Source organism: Deltaproteobacteria bacterium (assembly GCA_040223695.1).
GTDB lineage: Bacteria > Desulfobacterota_D > UBA1144 > Nemesobacterales > UBA2774 > JAVKFU01.
Map to the genome: position 1 here is coordinate 652430 of JAVKFU010000015.1, position 13975 is coordinate 666404.

15 protein-coding genes are annotated in these 13975 nt (G+C 47.1%); 11 read left to right on the plus strand and 4 right to left on the minus strand.

All coding sequences use genetic code 11. From position 1 onward, the window contains the following. Window positions 1-13: 13 nt before the first annotated feature. Both RIG61_07305 and RIG61_07310 read left to right on the plus strand, forming a co-directional pair. Window positions 14-286 carry a hypothetical protein gene (locus tag RIG61_07305; GenBank protein MEQ9618967.1) on the plus strand — a complete coding sequence of 91 codons (273 nt, stop codon included), beginning with the start codon at window positions 14-16 and terminating at the stop codon, window positions 284-286. Further along, window positions 287-886 carry a hypothetical protein gene (locus RIG61_07310; GenBank protein MEQ9618968.1) on the plus strand — a complete coding sequence of 200 codons (600 nt, stop codon included), beginning with the start codon at window positions 287-289 and terminating at the stop codon, window positions 884-886. It abuts the gene before it with no gap. A 155-nt stretch (window positions 887-1041) separates the two neighbouring features. On the opposite strand, the gene RIG61_07315 is transcribed toward RIG61_07310, so the two are convergent. Continuing rightward, entirely contained in the window at window positions 1042-2913 is a 1872-nt protein-coding gene (locus RIG61_07315; protein MEQ9618969.1) for an alkaline phosphatase family protein, read from the minus strand. A 176-nt stretch (window positions 2914-3089) separates the two neighbouring features. Between RIG61_07315 and RIG61_07320 the strand changes: the two genes are divergently transcribed. Further along, on the plus strand, window positions 3090-3467 hold the full coding sequence (locus RIG61_07320) for a hypothetical protein (protein ID MEQ9618970.1): 378 nt from the start codon (window positions 3090-3092) through the stop codon (window positions 3465-3467). A 9-nt stretch (window positions 3468-3476) separates the two neighbouring features. Here RIG61_07320 and RIG61_07325 read toward each other — a convergent pair whose 3' ends face one another. Next, window positions 3477-4004: a hypothetical protein gene (locus tag RIG61_07325; protein MEQ9618971.1), complete on the minus strand. Its 528-nt coding sequence runs from the start codon at window positions 4002-4004 to the stop codon at window positions 3477-3479. Between the two features lie 150 nt (window positions 4005-4154). Here RIG61_07325 and RIG61_07330 point away from each other — a divergent pair, with 150 nt between their 5' ends. The 6 genes from RIG61_07330 (at window position 4155) to RIG61_07355 (ending at window position 8070) form a co-directional block, all read left to right on the plus strand. Next, window positions 4155-4550: a hypothetical protein gene (locus tag RIG61_07330; protein ID MEQ9618972.1), complete on the plus strand. Its 396-nt coding sequence runs from the start codon at window positions 4155-4157 to the stop codon at window positions 4548-4550. A gap of 199 nt (window positions 4551-4749) precedes the next feature. After that, entirely contained in the window at window positions 4750-5142 is a 393-nt protein-coding gene (locus RIG61_07335; GenBank protein MEQ9618973.1) for a MerR family transcriptional regulator, read from the plus strand. After that, window positions 5139-5531: a nuclear transport factor 2 family protein gene (locus RIG61_07340; GenBank protein ID MEQ9618974.1), complete on the plus strand. Its 393-nt coding sequence runs from the start codon at window positions 5139-5141 to the stop codon at window positions 5529-5531. The genes RIG61_07335 and RIG61_07340 overlap by 4 nt, the downstream gene beginning before the upstream one ends. 135 nt (window positions 5532-5666) lie before the next feature. Next, window positions 5667-7268 (plus strand): LA2681 family HEPN domain-containing protein, encoded by a 1602-nt coding sequence (locus RIG61_07345; GenBank protein MEQ9618975.1) that lies wholly within the window; start codon window positions 5667-5669, stop codon window positions 7266-7268. Between the two features lie 81 nt (window positions 7269-7349). After that, window positions 7350-7670 (plus strand): hypothetical protein, encoded by a 321-nt coding sequence (locus RIG61_07350; protein ID MEQ9618976.1) that lies wholly within the window; start codon window positions 7350-7352, stop codon window positions 7668-7670. A 4-nt stretch (window positions 7671-7674) separates the two neighbouring features. After that, window positions 7675-8070: a PPOX class F420-dependent oxidoreductase gene (locus RIG61_07355; GenBank protein MEQ9618977.1), complete on the plus strand. Its 396-nt coding sequence runs from the start codon at window positions 7675-7677 to the stop codon at window positions 8068-8070. A gap of 185 nt (window positions 8071-8255) precedes the next feature. Here RIG61_07355 and RIG61_07360 read toward each other — a convergent pair whose 3' ends face one another. Further along, window positions 8256-8411, minus strand: coding sequence for a hypothetical protein (locus RIG61_07360; GenBank protein MEQ9618978.1), 156 nt, complete (start codon window positions 8409-8411; stop codon window positions 8256-8258). Window positions 8412-8852: 441 nt separating this feature from the next. On the opposite strand from RIG61_07360, the gene sigZ reads away from it, so the two are divergent. Continuing rightward, on the plus strand, window positions 8853-9452 hold the full coding sequence (gene sigZ, locus RIG61_07365) for an RNA polymerase sigma factor SigZ (protein MEQ9618979.1): 600 nt from the start codon (window positions 8853-8855) through the stop codon (window positions 9450-9452). 134 nt (window positions 9453-9586) lie between these two features. Then, on the plus strand, window positions 9587-9949 hold the full coding sequence (locus RIG61_07370; GenBank protein MEQ9618980.1) for an STAS/SEC14 domain-containing protein: 363 nt from the start codon (window positions 9587-9589) through the stop codon (window positions 9947-9949). Window positions 9950-10353: 404 nt separating this feature from the next. Here RIG61_07370 and RIG61_07375 read toward each other — a convergent pair whose 3' ends face one another. Further along, window positions 10354-13530: a hypothetical protein gene (locus RIG61_07375; protein ID MEQ9618981.1), complete on the minus strand. Its 3177-nt coding sequence runs from the start codon at window positions 13528-13530 to the stop codon at window positions 10354-10356. Window positions 13531-13975 lie beyond the last annotated feature (445 nt).

Here is a 13975-nt window from a genome sequence, read left to right on the forward strand (position 1 = left end):
GAAGGAAGGTAATATGCATCTCAGAATCGAAATCTGGATGAATGATAATATAGAGTGGTCGCTCGAAGGAGAAGGCTCGCCTCTTCAGTTTCAGCAGGCGGGTATAAAGCTCCGCCACCTTTTCCCCGAAGAAGAGGAGTTACAGCTCGTATTCGATAAGGATAATATTGCGACTGTCGAGCTTTCAAACGCTATGGAGCAAATTAAATCCCTCTCCGGGGGAAAAAATGTAATGCTATGCGACAAAAATTATGAAAAGATGATGATGTTCATCTATAATGATTGAATGAACCGCCGAAATAAAATCAGCCTGGCCGGCATATCGATATTCCTGATCGCTCTTTTACTGTCATTCACCGGATCCGCCTCCGCCGCCGAGGGAGAAAAAGACAGGGAAAGCGGGAATAAGAAGACCTCTGCTGAGGTTTATAAGAGCAGGCACGGATTTTCCATAAAATATCCGGAAACATGGAGGCTTGAGACCCAGGTCGAGCTGTACGAGAGCCTCGATGAGGCGGAAAAGGAGGGCGGGAACTACTTCGCCGTTATGAGCTATCAGGAAGACGAGCCGCGCATGAAGGGTTTTCACTATTTCCCCGCCGATACGCTCAAGATCGAGGCCTGGATATTCCCGGATTACGGGAACTCCCTCGCCGAGCTTATTACAGAGACGAAAGGAATCGCTCGTATAGATGACTTTGAAATCGGAGGTAAGAAAGCCAAGAAGGTATGGCAGGTGATTGAAGAAGGGATGCTCGAAGGGGAAGAGGTTTACTCGATCTATTTCGTGGATGGAGGGAAAAAAGTAATATTCACGTGCTATCCGAATTATACGAGGCTAACGGATAAGTTCGAGGAAGTTGTCGGGAGCTTCAGGTTCGAGTAGCGGAGATTAATCTCCCCTTGTTGCACAGTACACACAAAGAACCCTTAATAAAGAATGAGTCCATGACCACACTTCTGTTCGCCGAACCCGTGTTTTTGTGACGAAATACAAAATGATGCGACTTGGGGAGGGCATGTACCGGGCCTGAAATACCCTTAGTCGAATAATTCAACGAGCGGGTTTCCGGTCGCGCCGTTCGGGAAGGGGATTTTCAAGAGCGCGGAAATAGTAGGGGCTATATCCGTAATCTCAACAGGCCTCACGGACTCCCCCTCTTTTATCTTCCATCCGTAAAATACGAGCGGCACGTGAGTGTCGTAGTTGTAGGGTGCTCCGTGGGTCGTGCCCTTCTTGTCGAACCTCTTCTTGTACTCTATCCAGGAGGGCTCCATGATGATGGCGACATCGCCCGACCTCTTTCTGTTAAAACCGTTCTGTACCATAAGCTTCCTGCCCCGGCTGAATTCCGCCTTGTTGAGATCGGACGCCGTAACCGCGTCCGCAACACCGTCAAGTGCCATCATATACCTGACGACCTCACTTTCGACCTCCACAATATTAAGCCTGGAGTCCTTTGCAATAGCCTTCCGGTCGAGATACACCTGCTGGTTGCTGTAGCTTAAAACCGCGTCCGTATCCCCCAAGTCGAATTTCTCTTTAAGGTATCGGTTGAGATTGTCCTTCACGTCGTCATCGTCCATAAAATAACCGGCGGGGATGCCCTCATCCTGAAGGTAGAGCGGAACATCGACAGCACCGTGGTCAGAAGTGAGAAACACGAGGTAATTCCCCTCCCCTACACGCTCGTCTATCTCATCGAGAATCCCGGCGATATCCCTGTCGAGCCTTATGTAAGCGTCCTCGATCTCCATGGAGCGCGGCCCGTAGCTGTGGCCGATTATATCGGTAGCGGAAAAGCTCACTGCCATAAAATCGGTGATTTCGTCCCTTCCAAGCGCAAGCTCATCGTCCCTCAAAGCCGCAATCGCGAAGTCAGCCGTAATCGAATTTCCGTAAGGGGTGTGTTTGATGAGCCTTCCCCATTTGCCCCTGAATTCCTTTTCATTCTCCGTTAGGACCTCCACCAGATCGTACGGGAGAACAGGCGGTCTGTAGTTCCCGCCCTCATCCTTACCCCTTATGGACTTTTCGTATTTCTCGTTGCCCTCGTCACTCGCGGAGTATTTCGATTTATCGAGGAGGGTCTTCCATTTTCCGTCTATACCCGGTTGTTTCAAATATTTTTCGGCTGAATACTTCTCGTTAAAAGTTCTTACCCAACCCGGCAATTGAAGCGTCCGTTTATCTCTATTCCCCTCCGCCCTGTAATAATATGAGCTTGTAATCCAGGTCCCGGTGTTATCGTCGAGCCAGTACGCAGCGTTGCCCAGATGCCCCGCAGGCATTATCGCCCCTCTGTCCTTGAGCGATATCCCGATTACGACCGACTCCATGTTCGTCGCAAGTCTGAACTCGTCCGTTACGGTTGTGACAAGCATGTTTCCCGGCGATCTTCGACCCGTTGAATCATCACTATCTCTCCCTTTTTCAATCCCTACCGGAAATACAGCGCCGTCATAGGCGCAGTACATTTCATCGCCCTTGTTTCCTAAGGACCTGTCGAACCAGCTATTTCCTATAATCCCGTGCACGGAAGGTGTAGCGCCAGTGTAGATAGATGTATGTGTGGGACAGGTTTTGGTAGGCGCAAAGTTGTATTTTGTATTATTGAAACTGTATCCGCCCTTTACCAGCTTCCTGAAGCCGCCGTCCCCGAACCTGTTCCAATAGCGCGGAAGGAAATCATAGCGCATCTGATCGACGATTATTCCCAGGATGAGCCTCGGCGATGAATCGCCACGCACTACGGGAGCGGGGCCCATCGTTGGCGAAGGGCTCTGAGTCGCGGCAATCTTGATGCTTTCTTTCCTTTTCGTCCTTTCAGGCCTCTCACAGGAATAGAGAATAACGACGGGCAGGATCAAGAAAATCAATATTCGGACACGGGATAAAAATAAGAATTTCATTGATGCGCTTCCTCTATTATTCCCACAAGCAGATTTTACAACGGATTTGTTAACTTTGCGTTAAAATATAATTTCATAAGTGGATCGGGTTCGAATATCAAGCGCATTTACTTTATAAGAAAATCGAATTCAGTCATACTTAAGACTACTATACCGACGAGGAAAATTGTACGCAATTGTCCGGAAAGAAATTATTTATATTCATTCTCGCGTTTGCGGTAATTATCACGGGGCTGCTCGCGTTCCGCTACCTTCACGGAACGCATACGGAGTATTGCCCGCTCTCGCATAAATTAAGCGACACGGCGGACTGCGTCGTTCTGCACAAAGCCCGGGGCAGAGTGCTCATACGCCATGCCGACAGATACAGGGTCGATTACTATATTGAGATAATCGACGGCGGAGAGTCCTATAAATACGAGATCCCCGAATACAGCGTGAACGGACCCGCCCCTAAAAAATTCAGGGTAAGGATGATCGAAAACGAACTCGGCGCCGTTACCGTGAACGGCGAAAGACTAACGCTCCTTCCAATTTCAAGCGGCGGGAGATAGAGCCAGAGACTAATCAAAAGTAATCACTTCAAAACAGCGGGGCGGGATGGAGTCGGAGCAGAAATTGCATGTTGCGTTTTCTACCCTAACACCGGGGATATTGATAAAGAGCGAGAGCTTGTCTATCTGAAAAGGCCTTATATCCTCCAGAGTCCCCGCGAATTCACCCTTCACGAATCTTCCGAGCTGGTTCTGGGATGTTTCAAAGAGGTTCATCGTTTCGCAGTCGGAGAACTCAGCGAGCCAAAGTGCGGAGGTGTTCAGGAAACTGAAGATGGTTCCGGGGTTCGGAGTACCTTCGAGAACCGCAACAACCCAGTCAATTGAAAACCTGTCCCCAGTCTCCTGACCGGTGCACTTGATGCAGCTGAGCCCGTCCTGCTGCCCAATGGCCAGGATTGTCTGGGACGGGCAGGAGCTCCGCTCGAGGTTCACGCCGAAGCATCCGTCTATTTCGGAATCGCAGGATATGAATACAAGAGTTGCAATAGCGGAAATAAAAACAAAGAGTCCGGCTTTGAGGTATTGATTAACCATTATATTTAAAGTATAGCTAAAAACGACGGGACTTAATTTATTTTCTTTGATTGTTATAATATCAGCAGCACGATTTTTCTATCACCCCGTTTTTGCAGTTAAAATTAGTCCCCTGGAAATTTATGAGAAAGAATATTGTAGGAGAAAAGAATGGTTTATGAATACAAATATATAATTTTAGTTTTATTCGCAGTTATTTTGCTGTCGGCCGGATGCAAGGAATCCCCGAACCTTCAGCCCGAGCTTACAGGGGTGTGGACAAGAACAATAGGCAGCGGAGAAGACACGATAGAGGGGATATTGAAATTCGACCCCGACGCCACATTCGACTTTACGTTCAAGGGCGATTCGAAAAACCATGAGGACACGGAAGGCAGGTACAGCCTCGAAGGGAATCAAATAACCTTCATAGATAACTCATGCGTCGACGCCGGCACGTATACATTCATGGTCAGGAACAATGTACTGACATTCAAAGAAGTCAAGGACGACTGCGGTCCCCGTAAAGCGGACCTCAACGGCGGATGGAAGCGGGTGGAGAAATGATTGCTGGTTTTTATGACGGTTATTTCTTCGATACTTAATAGTTAAGCAAGCCCTCCGACCGTGCGCTCGCAGGCAGTCAAAGAGTACCTACCCCGGCGCCTGAATCGAACCTACAGCATAAATCACAATGCCGCTTGACTTAGAGTGCGCTCTAACTTGTATACTTTCAATTGATTCAGAAAAGACGAGGAATAATAGGATGAATAAACCGTTAAAGATAAAAGACGTCTCGGAGTTAACGGGGCTAAGTAAACATACTCTCAGATACTATGAGAAAATAGGCCTGATTGACCAAGTAAAAAGGAGGGGTGACGGCCATCGTTACTACTCCGAAAACGATGTAGCCTGGATAGAGTTCCTGAATAGACTCCGAGTAACGGGAATGCCTATAAGCCGGATGAAAACATTCGCAGATCTCAGGCGGAAAGGTAATTCAACAGCGGGGGAACGCAGGGAGATGCTCGAGAATTTTAAGGACGATTTATACCAAAGGCTGACTGATCTTAGTAAACATCTGGAGGCAATTGAGAAAAAGATAAAACATTACAAAGAACTTGAAAAAAAGACGAAGTCAATGAGGAGTAAGTCATGAACAAACAAAATGCAGTTGAAAAATTCTTCTCCGGAATCGGAGGGGGTAATATGGATGAGATTCTTGAAGCCGTTCATAAAGACGCGGTTTTTGAGGCACAGGGACCCGGTACAGTACCCATTTACAATACATTTCACGGGAAAGAAGGAGTAACAGAGTTTGTGCGGATATTAGGTGAATTGTTCGATACAGAGGACTTTAAGGTGTATGTAACCGCCCCTCACGAAGATTATATTTTCGCCTACGGTCTGATGAAGCACCGGGTCAGGGCGACAGGAAAGATATTCGAGTGCGAATGGGCTCTGGTGTGTAAAATAAAGGAAGGTAAGATAATATCCTACAAGATGTTTGAGGATACCTTCGCGCTTGAGAGAGCATTTAAGGCTTAGCGCATGAGGCATTCGAAAAAAAGAGACAGATACAATATGCTTATAAGCAATTTAAGAACTCATACAGAGTAAAACCAGTATATAAACAAAAAATAGAGGATTGAATTAAATGTATCCTAGTTAATAATTTATATTATGTCTTCAGAAATAGTCAGATACATAAACAAAAAAGACGCCGAACTGCTTCATGAAATAGAACTAGCAGCTAACCAATCAGATCACGACACAGCTCTAAGATTAACAGAAGACAGACTCGCTAAACCTATCGATTTGTCTCGGCCATCAGAAAGACTACTTAAAGGATCACTAGCCGGTTGGCTAATTGACATAGGGACTGAATCCGGACAGGAACAAATTGTTAAAAAAGGTCTTTCTATCTTGGAGAATGAGGAGGCGGTCCTTCGTAAAAATGTAACTCAAGCCAGCTATGATTATAATATTGGAAACGCTTATAGTTCATTATTTGACCTTAAAAAAAGTAAACCTGGTTTCAAATTAAATCCATCCGAAATCCAAGACATCGTTAAGAGTAAATCTCGATATTGGAGAGCTTACAAATCCCTACAAACACACGATAGAGCGTTCTGGGCAAAGTTGTGGGTCAACCTTGGTAATTGTTTGTTAAAATGCAACCGAGTTGTAGAAGCGATTATATACTATGATGATGTAATTACTGAATATCCGAAATTTCCACAGGCAAATGCAAGCAGGGCTGATGCCTTACTCAAATTAAATGAAATATCAGATACCTATTCAATCAATTTACTCGCTCAAGCGATTGAGGGGTATTCAGTAGCAAGCGATTTTGCAGATACATTGTACAATCGTCAAGCTTGGCATATGCGCTCAGAATTACTGAAACAAAAATTATTAGAACATGGATACGACAGCAAAAATATAGAACATGAAACTTCCGAAACTGAATCAGAACATAATCAGCACTCAAAATATCGTAAATTTTGCTTAGAACAACATCTATCCCTTTCTGAGCATTCTATTTACTGTGGATGCGCTGGAGCTAGAAGTGATGATCTCACAGTACCTAAATCATCCGGGCCAATAGGAGGTAATTTTGTTCCTAGAATGGAGTTCATATTAAATCGAGTTAAGTCAGAGTTTACATTTGCTAGATTGATGTATTACCAAGCAGTACTTCCTTTAGAATCCGAATGGGACCTCTTGGAAGATGAAATCCGAATAACACAACTATTTGAGGATGAGATGCATGGCCCTCGCTCTGAAATGCTACGTCTGAGTTTTCGAAATTGTTTTGCAATACTTGATAAAATTGCAATGGCAATTTGCGAATTATTCGAATTAGCTCAGCCTAAGGAAGTATTATATTTTGAGAGCTTCTGGCGATCCCGATGGGAACGTATAAACCAAATCGATAATCCGGCAATAGTTGCCCTATACGCACTCGCTACAGATTTAAATAGCAAAACAGGAGATTGGCCTGAGTTTAAAGAATGGCGTAATGCAATTGAACACAGAATCTTTTGTGTTCTTCAAAAGGAAAATTTTCACTCTGACCCCTATTCTGTAGTTAATCAAAATGCAGGGGACCTAGTCGTTCCGTTAGATGTATTCCATCAGCGCGCTTTATTTTTATTAAGATTGACCCGTTCCGCTATATTCAGCTTTGTATTTTGTGTACGTTATGAAGGTTCTAAACTTACCGAAGGTGATCCTAGCAAAGCAATTACGCTAAGAGGCCGCAATGAGGAAAGCGGATAAGCACTTCAATTTGACTTTCCGATATTTTGCTCTATTTAATGTATTTTAATATCAAAACACTGACTATGGAGGTACAAGTTAATGATATGTCAGAATTGTCGAGAAAACATAGATAGTGAAGATGCAAATCTGCCTTGTCCAAAATGCGGCTCAATGGACAGACAACTTCACATTAAGGATTCAGCAAATCTTGCTGATGCAGGCAACTTGATTAAAACCTTTTATAAAATACATCCAGAAATTCTTGTTTTGACAATATTGCTCGCCTTCATTGGAATATTAGTTGGAATACATTTGAATCCGATTTATGGGGTAGTTATTAACTTTATAGATTTGACCTTGTTTTTTCTACTTCCACATTGGATAGAAAAAACAAATGAAAACTCTATCTTTAAGGAGTGAAAAAATGAAACTAGATGAATTCATTTACAAGCTGTGCACTGAGGGGAAAAACTTCGCCGCAGTCGCAACAGTGATGCCCGACGGCTCGCCTCATGTGAGTCTCGTCTGGGTGGACTCGGACGGGGAGCATATAATTATCAACACCGCGGAAGGACGCCTTAAGCCCGAGAATATCAGACGCGACAACAGGGTCGCCGTATCTGTTTTCGACGCCGAAAATCCCTATAAACAGGCAATGGTACAGGGAGTAGTCGTTGAGGATACCCACGAGGGGGCGGAAGAGCATATTAACCGTATGGCTAAAAAATATCTGGGCGTGGACGAATATCCTCATGGCGGGCCCGACGAGAAAAGGGTTATATTTAAGATTAAGCCCGAGAGTGTTTTCAAGCTCACGTGATACCGTACTCAGTGCTCAACGCTTTATTAGGATACTCGGACCGTCATCCACTGCCCGCTTTACCTGAAATACAGTAGATCGGCGGCTTCAGAACTTCACATGAGAGCCCTTTAAAAAAGCCCTCGAACAGCCGCATCGAGCCATTCCAGGGCTTTTTCAAAATCTGATAAATATTTAGAGACTTATTATGACTGGGTTCCGGAATCACCCGAGTCAGATGGCTGCTCCGTTGTAGCGCCTTTATCTTTACCGCCGCACGCTAGTACGTTTGAGGTAGTCAGAACCGCGCCGCCGAGGGCCAGTCCCAGAGTTATCGCGAGTGTGAATAAAATCCTTTTCATGAATCTTACCTCCTGCTGGTTTAAGAATAAAGTGTAGCTTAGAGTGTCGGATTTTACCAGTTTTATTATCGTAATTAAAAGAAGTAATATGCAAATTTTTCTTTAAGGGGCGAATAGAAGAAAGATTTTTGCGTCTTTTTTCCCTTTTCGCGTCTATTCTGATGAGAACAAAAAATAAGGAGGCCCGACATGGCAGAGCAGGAAACAAAAGAAATCAGGTGTGAATGCGAGAATTGCAAGTGTGAGAACTGTGTTTGCGAATGTAAGTGCACTAGCTGTGATTGCGGTTAAAGAGCCGGGGAAGATTCCGCGCGGGCGCATCTACCCTTTATGCCATATAATATAAGGTATGCGCCCGCGGGATAATTATTACTCATAATTCCTTCCCCCAATCGGGGGGAAGGTTAGGATGGGGGATATATCAATTAAGAGAAGTTGGACATGGCGGAAACAATAAATGGCAGGAATATAATTATGGAAAACACGCCGGAGACTGCTCAGGTATGGGAGGAATTTTCGGGGAACATCAGGTCGCATCTGCTCAGAAAGCTCAGGCGAAAGGACGACGCGGATGACTTGATGCAGGAGATTTTTATAAAAATACACACGCACATCGAATGCCTGAGGGATAAGAAAAAACTCACGTCCTGGATATATACGATAGTCGAGAATACGCTCAACGACTATTACAGGAAGAACAGATATGATTCGGAATTTGACGAGAGCAGGGCCGCTACCAAAGATTCGGCAGAAGAAAACCCACTGCCCTGCATTACGCAATGCCTGAACGTATTCATAGACCGGTTGCCTATGAAGTACCGTGAGCCGCTCATGTTGAGCGATTTAGAGGGTAAAAAGCAGAAAGAAATAGCGCGGCGAATGGGTCTCTCCTATTCGGGGCTTAAGTCCAGAGTGCAGAGGGGTCGCCGGATGATAAAGGATATGTTCATCGAGTGCTGCAAGCTTTCTTTCGATGAAAAAGGGGTAATAAATAAAGAATATCAGGGGATGGAGAACTGTAAAATTTGCGGCGGGGCTTGATCCGGGTCGGAAGGTTGTTTGGAATCCGGCTTTAGTGTAGCTTCAACCAAAATATTATCACTAACCATAGCTATATAAACAGCGTCTCATAGCGTTTATATTATAGATAACTACACTAGAAAGGGGGCCGAGAAATGATAGAACCAATCACGGGTCTTCCGGAAAATGTTCTCGGGTTTACGGCCAAGGGAAAAGTAACGGCCGAGGATTATGAGAAAGTCCTCATACCGGAGGTTGAGAAAAAGCTGGCCAAATTTCCCAAAATTCGTTTCCTTTATTACATAGGGGACGATTTTGAGTCATACGAGGCCGGAGCGATGTGGGAAGACGCTAAGGTGGGTTTAGGTCATATCACGTCGTGGGAGAAGATAGCGATTGTGACCGATGTCGAGTGGATACGCGTTATGGGGAAAGTATTCGGCTTTGCAATGCCTGGGATAGTCCGTATTTTCAACAACGATGAGCTCAAGTCCGCAATTGAATGGGTGAGTGAGTAAAAGTCCGTCCTCGATTCAGAATGTTATTTTTTTACTTTTCCCGACATCACAGAATTGGTGTGAAGAAAATCGCTTGTTAATGCGTTAAGAAATATTTTAGGACGATTCCGAACAAGCGAGGAATCGGACGCCCTACGCTATATACAATAATGTTCACATTCTTGCCTCAGCTAACCGCGAACTAATCAAGGAGGAATTAAAACATTTTAGCGTTAACATGAGATTTTTAGCCATATTCTGTGGAGTCGATGATTTTTGCTTCTTTTCATCAAGGAAAAGAAGAATCTATCTTTGCCTTTTAGTCGCTATTCTGAAACGTTGAAGCCACTGCAGCGATCCCGCCTACTCTTTCTTTCCCTCCCCCTCACAGGGGGAGGGTCAGGGCGGGGGTACTAACTCCCCCCTCAATTCAGTCTCTTCGCCCCCGCATCCTGTATCGCGCTCCTCAGTCTTCCGCCCTGCCGTATGCTCCTCACCAGCATGTTCTCTATCTCGGTCCCTATCGACGCCGCCGTAGCCCCCGAGCCTCCGTTCACGTTCACGTTGATATCCACATGCATCTCGCCTGAGCCTCCCTCGTCTCCGCCTATCCTCTCGACAAACCTGCTTAACAGTCCGTCCCCTGTGCCTATACTCTCACGGAACTGGTCCGCAAGCCCCGGCCCACTCGCCACAGCGCTCACGAACTGATTTATCAGCCCGGCCCTCAGCTGCACGAGCTGGTCCTCGGTCAGCACGGCCTCCCTTCCGTGCAGCACCGCAAGCGTCCCCCTGCCGAAGTCCCGTATCAACCCTCCCGTGCCCTCGGCGAAACCCTGCACGTTCTGCAGCACCGACTCTATCGACCTCAGCACCACAAGCTGCTCGTCGTTTATACCCGCTATCGCCTGAAGTCCCTCGATCTCGTTATCGAATCCGAACTCGCTCACTTCCTCGAGCTGCGCAAACCTCTCCTCCAGTATCCTTATATACTCCCCGCGTATGAACTCAAACAGCTCTATCAGCCTCTGCGACGCCTGGAATGTATTCTGCGCCGTCTGCTCCCCTATGGCCGACAGCCTGTCCTGCAGCGCCTCTATCCGCGCGTCTATCCGCTCGATCTGCGCGTTCTGCTCCTGGGTCAGCCTCTCTATCTCGGCGTTTATCTCCTCTACTGACCGCCCCCTCGTCTCGGTCAGCTCCGCAAGCGCGTCGAGCCCTCCTGTTACCTGATCGAATATAGCCACGAACTCGGGCGAATTCACTCCGAACGCGTCCCCGGCCACGTCGAACAGGGTTTTGAACGCGTCCTCGAGCCGGGCTACGATCTCGACCTGCCTTTCGGGATCTACTGTACCGGCAAGCTCCTGCTGAAGCTGCGCAATATTCGACTGTAGCGCGTTTACCTGCTCCACTCCCGTGAGCACCGACTCCGGGCTGAACAGTATCGAGTCGAGCGTACGCCTTATGGATTCCGCAAGCGACGCGAACTCCTCCGCCAGCCTCAGCTCCTCGTTAAGCGCGTCTATACGCTCGTCAAACGCCTCCTGTATCCGCTCCTTCTCCTCGTTAAGCCCGTCTATTCTTCTCTCTATCGCCGCTCTTTGCGCCTCGGCAGCCCTTCGGGCCGCTTCCTGCCGCGCCTGAAAAGCCGCCTGCTCTTCGGCGAGCAATTGGTTCCCCAATCCCGCTAGGTCGTCCAGCAGCGCCTCCTGCTCCGAAAGCGACAGGTTCTCTATATTGTCCGTAAAGAAGCCCTGCACCTGCCCAATCGCCGTATTGAGGAACCCGGTCAGGTCCACTGAGCTTCCGCCGAATCCCGCGATAGTGCTGTTAAGCTGGCTTATCTTCCCAATCAGGCTCGATATGGAGCTTACGATTTCCGACGTCAGCGACAGTATCGCGTTTCTCAGCTCGACGTAGTTCTGCACCGTCTCCGGGTCAAGCTCTGCGTTCTTGATTAATTCCCCTAGCTCTTCCGTCAGTTGATCAATGGACGGCACGGCGTCGAATCCGAGCGTCCGGGAGAGCGAATTTACGGAATTAATAGTCGTCCCTATCGCGTCATTTATATTCCCCTCTACTATGTTGAACGCATCGACAAAGGCGTTCAGATCGGCAAGCAGATCCTGCCCCACTGCCGCTCTCGCCTCCCTCGACCCTGCGCTCTCGAATTCCCGGAATCTCTCGTCGAGGAACGATGCCGCCGCATCGGGCAGTACCCCGAGCGACTCGAACATGGTCTGCAGGAATCCGTCCACCGCGAACAGGAACTTCGCCTGTATCTCCCCGTTTATAAGCTGATTGAATTTCTCCGCTATCTTCTTCCCCTTGGCGTCAAACTCGAAAAGCCTCTCCCCCGCGACTACCGTCTCCGTATCAAGCTCCGTATTCAGAAGCTCGTCCGTGAGCTTGTCCGCGAGGTCAGCCGGAAGCTTGTTGATAATATCCAGAAGGTTATTTACTGCCCCCTGTATCGCGTCGCCTAGAATCTCCTTTATCTTATCCGAGCCGCCAACGCCCAAACCGGCGCTTCGCTTTACGGATATGTCTATTATGTCGTTTATCAGGGTATCGGTGTCGAGCAGTTCGGATATAAACGCCGCCCTGCGCTCGCCTTCTTCTTTTATGCTGTCAAACTCTATGTCCAGACGAGGTGTCTTCTTGAATAAGCCGGATAGTAATGGGATGGCTAATGCCGCGGCAACGGCAACTGCACCGAGAATTGACAAAGCTCCACCTATCCCGCCAATACCTGCAAGAAATCCGGTTGATGGAAGCTCCCCGGCAGCTAAAGTCCCTACACTCACTCCACCGGTCAATCCTCCGACACCGAGACTTCCTGGCACAGCTGTAGCGGGTATTGTTGCAGCCGCTCCGCCTGCAAATCCAAATAGACCTGCAATTCCGGAACCGCCACCTAATATATCTCCAATACTTCCGCCTATACCACCAACACCGCCAACAATATCTGCGCTTCCTCCAGCGCCTCTGGCACTTCCTGCCAACCCGAACAGTGCCCCAATACTTACCACAATCTGCTTTGTGACAATCGCCGCAACAAGGTCGAGAAACGACCTGAGTATCGCCTCAAAAGCCTGCTTCACCAAGTCCTTTAAATCCTCAAACTTCCCGGTCAGCACGTTGAAAAATAAGTCGGAGAAATTCTGACTCATCTGGCTGAGTGTGTTAGCAAAGAAATCCGCTATGAGTTCACTATTCGACCCTACGGATTCAACAAAATCCTCGAACCCCTGTTTTATTCCCTCAAAGAATCCGCCAGATTCATTCAGGTTTTCCACTCGCTCCGAAAACTCATCTAACCCCCCATCCGCCGCCGTTTGAGCCGCAGTATCTACACCCTCCACACTCGTGCTCATCGTGTCTATAGACTTGCTTGCTTGTCCGGTCTGGTCTATCACACCTTGAAGCCCGTCTTGACTTAGGTTGTTGGTAGATTCTGTAACATCCTCAGTAACACCGAGAAGTTCCCCCAACTCTTCTTTCGTATGCCCGAATATTACTGCCCCTTCCCCCGCGTTTTTAACTAAATCAACAAGAGATGTCGAAAATTCACCCTGCGCTGTAGTCCCTTCCTTCATCGCCGCAGACTGCTCCAAGGCCGATTCTCTAGCTTTATCGTATTGCAGACTAAGACCCTGTAATGTCAGACGGAGGGTCTTAAAACCCCTGTCTTGTTCATCAATTGCCCTTTGTAATTGCGTTGATACTGATGGTCCAATAAATTCCTCTAAGCCACGACGTTGAAAATCCTCAACTTTTAGGTCAGGAATGTCAACCGTTAATTCAGGAATTTCTATACCCTCGATTTTACCAAATTCTTCATTCAAATCACTCTGTAGCGCTTCTCTATATGCCTGCGCTAACTCTTCAATTGTTCTTCCTTTCGCAAGAAATTGTTCAAATTGTCTTTTAGCTATTTCTTGCAAATTACCTTCAATAGGTTCTGCTTTTTGGGGATTAACAAAAGGTCTTAGATCTACTGGCAAATCAACTATCACGCTTTCATTAGTGAACGGTTCCAGA

Bases quoted from the DNA above. Each gene is read 5' to 3' on its own strand.
- RIG61_07305 (MEQ9618967.1), top strand. From the start codon at position 14: ATGCATCTCAGAATCGAAATCTGGATGAATGATAATATAGAGTGGTCG.
- RIG61_07310 (MEQ9618968.1), top strand. From the start codon at position 287: ATGAACCGCCGAAATAAAATCAGCCTGGCCGGCATATCGATATTCCTG.
- RIG61_07315 (MEQ9618969.1), bottom strand. From the start codon at position 2,913: ATGAAATTCTTATTTTTATCCCGTGTCCGAATATTGATTTTCTTGATC.
- RIG61_07325 (MEQ9618971.1), bottom strand. From the start codon at position 4,004: ATGGTTAATCAATACCTCAAAGCCGGACTCTTTGTTTTTATTTCCGCT.
- RIG61_07330 (MEQ9618972.1), top strand. From the start codon at position 4,155: ATGGTTTATGAATACAAATATATAATTTTAGTTTTATTCGCAGTTATT.
- RIG61_07335 (MEQ9618973.1), top strand. From the start codon at position 4,750: ATGAATAAACCGTTAAAGATAAAAGACGTCTCGGAGTTAACGGGGCTA.
- RIG61_07340 (MEQ9618974.1), top strand. From the start codon at position 5,139: ATGAACAAACAAAATGCAGTTGAAAAATTCTTCTCCGGAATCGGAGGG.
- RIG61_07345 (MEQ9618975.1), top strand. From the start codon at position 5,667: ATGTCTTCAGAAATAGTCAGATACATAAACAAAAAAGACGCCGAACTG.
- RIG61_07350 (MEQ9618976.1), top strand. From the start codon at position 7,350: ATGATATGTCAGAATTGTCGAGAAAACATAGATAGTGAAGATGCAAAT.
- RIG61_07355 (MEQ9618977.1), top strand. From the start codon at position 7,675: ATGAAACTAGATGAATTCATTTACAAGCTGTGCACTGAGGGGAAAAAC.
- RIG61_07360 (MEQ9618978.1), bottom strand. From the start codon at position 8,411: ATGAAAAGGATTTTATTCACACTCGCGATAACTCTGGGACTGGCCCTC.
- sigZ (MEQ9618979.1), top strand. From the start codon at position 8,853: ATGGCGGAAACAATAAATGGCAGGAATATAATTATGGAAAACACGCCG.
- RIG61_07370 (MEQ9618980.1), top strand. From the start codon at position 9,587: ATGATAGAACCAATCACGGGTCTTCCGGAAAATGTTCTCGGGTTTACG.
- RIG61_07375 (MEQ9618981.1), bottom strand. From the start codon at position 13,530: ATGAAGGAAGGGACTACAGCGCAGGGTGAATTTTCGACATCTCTTGTT.